General features: G+C 36.4%; 3 protein-coding genes. 1 reads left to right on the top strand and 2 read right to left on the bottom strand.

Going from position 1 to position 2593, the window contains the following annotated elements:
• Positions 1 to 589: 589 nt before the first annotated feature.
• Both CBG25_RS04605 and trmB read right to left on the bottom strand, forming a co-directional pair.
• Positions 590 to 916 carry a YggL family protein gene (locus CBG25_RS04605; RefSeq protein ID WP_290604901.1) on the bottom strand — a complete coding sequence of 109 codons (327 nt, stop codon included), beginning with the start codon at positions 914 to 916 and terminating at the stop codon, positions 590 to 592.
• Positions 916 to 1635 carry a tRNA (guanosine(46)-N7)-methyltransferase TrmB gene (trmB, locus tag CBG25_RS04600; RefSeq protein ID WP_290604903.1) on the bottom strand — a complete coding sequence of 240 codons (720 nt, stop codon included), beginning with the start codon at positions 1633 to 1635 and terminating at the stop codon, positions 916 to 918. Before trmB ends, CBG25_RS04605 begins: the two co-directional genes overlap by 1 nt.
• Positions 1636 to 1881: 246 nt before the next feature.
• On the opposite strand from trmB, the gene mutY reads away from it, so the two are divergent.
• Positions 1882 to 2593: A/G-specific adenine glycosylase (mutY, locus tag CBG25_RS04595; RefSeq protein WP_290604899.1), on the top strand; the 712-nt coding region annotated here is incomplete at its 3' end.

Below are 2593 nucleotides of genomic sequence, written 5' to 3'. Positions count from 1 at the left end.
TACAGGTTTCGATCTTGACCAGCGGGTCACCCAACTTGTCGATCGTCTGTTGGTGATACTGGTTTGCAAAGAGGTCATTCTTAATGGCGCTGCGTTTCTTCATGGTGGTTAGCTCAGTAGACCAGCTTCCGATAACTTTATCAGCAAAATCAAACTCGGCTTAGGTTTTTCGAGGTGCCCTGTTGTAATAAAAAACAATATTTATTACTTAATAATTGGAATATTAGAATAATAATTTATTATTTTTACTCAATCAGTTAATATAAATTTAATTTTCTCTTTATTTAGTATGAAAAATTAAAAATAAGATAGCATATTATTTGCCAATTTGCTGATTGGCCATCTTCAATTAAAAGATATAAAAATTACATTTAAAATTGTTATAAAATACATTTATTTTTCTTTAATTATTATTAACTAAAAATACAGTTTTTATAGTAAAAAATCTATTGATAGACTTATCTACTCCAAAAAAGTAATCTTTAAATATCGATTAAAAAATCTCTTATATCGATTCTTCATTTAGACAAATTAAAGCATGCCAAAAACACTTAGTCACAATAATCTGTCTAATAACATTTAAAGCTGATTAATCCCACCAAATATCAAATAATTCAGAAGTAACCACCTTTTTCATACCGTGATTTTTTAACCATTCTTCTACTAATTTACGATGCTCTTCTGTACATTTGCCAGTTTTCTCCATACAGATCAATCCTTCCCAATCTAAATAACCACTGGCGTCCATCGCTAAACCATTAGGTTGAATAAGCTCTATAATAAAGGTATCAACCATACTATCAATCTTATCAACGGGCGTTTTAGCGGGAAAAGACCAATTTACTGAAAAACCAACCTCTTGAAATTCGTCTATATGTAGTTTTTTACGTAAACGACGACTACGCTGTTTAGACATTATTTTATCCTCTCAAACATAAGATCAAATACTCCATGGCCTAACTGCTGGCCACGCTTTTCAAATTTAGTCACCGGTCGCGTAGCGGGTCGCTGAACATAATCGCCTGCTGCTGACAAATTTCGATAATCACTGATTTCACGTATTACATTTAACATATGCTCAGCATAAGGTTGCCAATCGGTTGCCATATGAAATATACCACCTAATTCCAATTTATGTAAAACAAGCTTAGCAAAGGACTGCTGCACAATTCGGCGCTTATTATGCCTTACTTTATGCCAGGGATCAGGGAAAAAAAGTTGCACCATATTTAACGAACCATCTGGCAACATTTTCTCCAATACTTCAATTGCGTCATGACACATAACCCGTAAATTACTCAGATTGGCTTCTTTCGCCGCTGCCAAACAAGCACCAATTCCCGGTGTATGAACTTCAATACCGAGAAAATTTTTAGCCGGATTTTGTTCGGCCATGGCAACTAATGATGCCCCCATACCAAAACCAATTTCCAGGATCACCGGCGCATTATTACCAAATAGTGAATCAAATGATAGAGGCTCGCCGGTAAAATCTACCCCCATCTTAGGCCATAACGTTTGCAGTACATTTTCCTGACGAGGAGTTAATCTCCCCTGACGGCGGACAAAGCTACGAACACGACGTATTACTTTGCCCTCTTCATTAACTTCTGGAGTAATAACATTTTTCATCATAAGTATTGAGATTATTTTTACCAATTAATACTATTCATAATAGAGATAATTATATTATGAGCAGTTGAATATGAAAATGGCAGGTAAAAAGCATTACTCTATTGACGGAATAAAAAGCTTCATCAAAGCTAATATTTGGCTAAAGAGTAAATATTTATTCCTTGCGGAAAAAACAACTAGCAATGATACCATCGCTCATATCAAAAGCTACTTTTTATAAAACTGTTTAGGGTAAAGACTTTTTATATGGATACACTGCAATTTTCGCAAGCGGTACTTAACTGGTATCATCGTTATGGGCGCAAAACACTTCCCTGGCAACGAGAAAAATCCTCCTATCACGTCTGGTTATCTGAAGTAATGTTGCAGCAAACACAGGTCGCTACCGTGATCCCCTATTTTGAGAAATTTATTAGCCATTTCCCTGACATTATATCTTTAGCCAATGCCCCGCAAGATGAAATCTTACACCTATGGACAGGCCTCGGTTACTATGCCAGAGCCCGCAATTTGCATAAAGCAGCACAACAAATTGTGGCTAAATATGATGGTCATTTCCCCAATAAATTCGAACAAGTTATTTCACTTCCAGGCATCGGACGCTCCACTGCTGGCGCTATTTTATCGTTATCCCAAAACCAACATTTGCCGATCCTGGATGGTAATGTAAAACGCGTGCTTACTCGTTTTTATGGAATTGATGGTTGGCCCGGTAAAAAAGAAGTTGAAAACCAACTATGGGCTATCAGTACTCTGTTAACTCCTGTAAATGATACTCAATATTTTAATCAGGCGATGATGGATATCGGTGCTATGATCTGTAGTCGTAGTAAACCTAAATGCGAACTCTGCCCGTTACAAAAAGGTTGCTATGCTTTTACGAACCATAGCTGGCAAAATTTTCCAGCCAAAAAACCTAAACAGCAAATTCCTACCAAATGTGGCTGGTTTTTGATTC

The sequence above is a fragment of the Arsenophonus sp. ENCA genome (genome assembly GCF_002287155.1).
Taxonomy (GTDB): domain Bacteria; phylum Pseudomonadota; class Gammaproteobacteria; order Enterobacterales; family Enterobacteriaceae; genus Arsenophonus; species Arsenophonus nilaparvatae.
Note: the sequence above shows the minus strand (reverse complement) of the source record. Positions and strands in the feature narration are given on the sequence as shown.